Annotated in this window: 3 protein-coding genes; all 3 read right to left on the minus strand. The window is 34.0% G+C overall.

Going from position 1 to position 2554, the window contains the following annotated elements; translation table 11 throughout:
• Positions 1-6: 6 nt before the first annotated feature.
• The 3 genes from ENO17_01825 to ENO17_01835 all read right to left on the minus strand — a co-directional run bounded on the left by ENO17_01825 (position 7) and on the right by ENO17_01835 (position 2443).
• Complete coding sequence (locus tag ENO17_01825; protein HER23783.1) at positions 7-462, minus strand: CBS domain-containing protein; 456 nt, start codon at positions 460-462, stop codon at positions 7-9.
• Between the two features lie 30 nt (positions 463-492).
• Entirely contained in the window at positions 493-1425 is a 933-nt protein-coding gene (locus tag ENO17_01830) for a 1-phosphofructokinase family hexose kinase (GenBank protein ID HER23784.1), read from the minus strand.
• Between the two features lie 343 nt (positions 1426-1768).
• Entirely contained in the window at positions 1769-2443 is a 675-nt protein-coding gene (locus ENO17_01835) for a rhomboid family intramembrane serine protease (GenBank protein ID HER23785.1), read from the minus strand.
• Positions 2444-2554 lie beyond the last annotated feature (111 nt).

Here is a 2554-nt window from a genome sequence, read left to right on the forward strand (position 1 = left end):
CAACTATTATATCTTTTTATTTTCATTATTTTTCATCAACACCCGGCAAATGTCGGTAAGCGTTACTATCCCTGCTAATTTCCCCTTTCGTAAGACAGGAAGCCGCGGAATTTTATTTCTAATAAGTAGATCCGCTGCTAAAACTTCATTGTCATCTTCATCAACAGTAACCACATTTTTTCGCATAAATTCTTCAATCGGATGGTCGGAAAATTCTTTTAAGCTTTTCGATAATTGTATAAATTCAGAAAGAATAGAATTGCTGTTGATAATTCCAAGATAATTCGGTAGAGTAGCACTAATTATGTCGTGTAAAGAGATAAATCCGATCAGTTCTTGATTCTGGTTAACTACTGGGATTCCGCTAATTTTATGTCTGGATAATATTTCTATTAAATCTTTAAGCTTACAGGTGGCTAAAGCGCTGGTCACATCCCGGATCATAATATCTTTTATTTTCAATTCCTAATTTTCCTTTCTCTATTTCTATCTTTATAATTTCTTCAGTTTCACATATTGAAGACATCTTTCTACTTCTTCCCTTGAACTAAATTCCTCTTCTTCTCTTAGAGCGCTGGCCAATGCACAAGCCATAGAAAAGCTTATGGCTTGCTCAAAATTTTTTTCTTCTTCGGAGAGAGCAATGGCAAGTCCGGCAATCAAAGCATCACCTGCACCGATTAAATTTACGATCTGATGGTAGTTAGTCTCTGCAAACCATATTTTCTCCCGGGTAGCAATGATATCTTTCTCTTGTTCCAGAGATATTACAGCGATTTCTGCTCCTCTCTCTACCACTTCTTTTGCTGCCTTGACCGCACTTTTTTCCTGATTAATAGTAATTCCAAAAATGCGATTGACTTCTCGAAGGTCAGGTTTTGCTAAAAAAGGCTTTTTTTCTAATCCTTTGATAAATTGTTCTCCGGAAGTATTTAAAATAGTTTTTACTCCTCTTTCTTTGGCGATAGAAATTAAATCACCGTATATATTTATCGGAACACCTCGAGGCAAGCTTCCGGAAAGGGTAACGATACTACATTGGGACATAACTCTGTAAAAAATTGACATTAGCATCTCTAAGTCATATTCAGTAATTTTAGGCCCTGCTTCACTTAATAGGGTGTGCTCTCCGGTTTTTATATCTGAAATAATAGTATTGCTTCTTGTCTTCTCTTCAATATGCCAAAAATTAGTCGTTATACCCATCTCTCTTAATTCTTCTTCTATTACTCTCCCTCTGCCGCCTCCTAAAAATCCTATAGCGATAGTTTCCCTGCCACATCCCCTAATTGCTTTAGATACATTTATTCCTTTGCCACCGGAAGTTGTATGGGCATTTAAAACTTTGTTATAATGATTTATTTTTAAATCATTAACCTCTAAAATTACATCTAATGCGGGGTTTAAGGTAACAGTACCTATCATATCTTATCCCTTCCTTTTGCCTATGGTATTTTTTCTGATATCCTTAAAATTATAGCTTACTTAGTTTCATTTATCAATCTTTATATACAGTGTCAAGTATCCAGTATAGAGTATTGCGTATTGCATTAGAAAAATAGCATCATAGATAGAAGTTATAAAAAATTAAGAAAACGAAAAACTAAAACCATAATTTAAAATTCAAAACTTGTTTTAATATCGTTTTTTTTGTGTAGGGGGCAGATTCATCCGCCCCTGATTTTTTACGGTTTTGATTAACTAAACCCCTGCTTTTTCCCTTTTTTTTCTTTACCTATATCCGATACTCAACGCTTAATAATCGATACTATTTCATAAATGATTGAAATAATTTAATTAAAATAATTCCGCTAATAAAACCACCAATATGGGCAAACCAAGCCACCCCACCCTCTCCAGTGGCAGCCGCCAAAGAAGATATACCATACAAAAATTGGTATATTATCCAAAAACTCAATACAAGGAGTGCGGGAAGCTTAATTACTCTTATAAAAAAAACAAAAATAATCACCGTAGTAACTTTTGCTCGAGGATAAAGCAGTAAATAGGCACCCAATACCCCGGCAATAGCCCCGCTTGCTCCCACTATCGGTACTCTTGAGTCAGGATTAAGAAATATTTGGGTTAAAGCAGCAGAGATCCCACAAATAAGATAAAAGAATAAATATTTTTTTCTACCTAAATAATCCTCTACATTATTTCCAAATATCCATAGAAATAACATATTACCTAATAGGTGAACAATACTACCATGCATAAACATAGAGGAAAATATGGTTAAATAAATGGGAGACGGACCTACCGGAGCAAGGTCGATATGATGAGTAATTTCAAAAGGAAGCAATCCCATCGAATAGATAAATTCATTGAATCTTCCACCGAGAGAAAACTGATATAAAAATATAATTGAATTCATTGCAATTAAAATTACTGTGATCAAGGGGAACTTTCTTGTAGGTACATCATCCCAAATAGGAAACATATAAATATCACACCTCAGATAGTTACTTGGTTAGCTGGTTAATTAGTTCATTGATTAGTAAAAATCATAATAACATTCCTCATTATAAACTTATTAACAAAAGTATTATAA

This window comes from Candidatus Atribacteria bacterium (genome assembly GCA_011056645.1).
Classification (GTDB): Bacteria; Atribacterota; Phoenicimicrobiia; order Phoenicimicrobiales; family Phoenicimicrobiaceae; genus Sediminicultor; species Sediminicultor quartus.

Excerpts from the sequence above, each read along its gene's own strand:
- ENO17_01830 (HER23784.1), bottom strand. The coding sequence starts at position 1,425 with ATGATAGGTACTGTTACCTTAAACCCCGCATTAGATGTAATTTTAGAG.
- ENO17_01835 (HER23785.1), bottom strand. The coding sequence starts at position 2,443 with ATGTTTCCTATTTGGGATGATGTACCTACAAGAAAGTTCCCCTTGATC.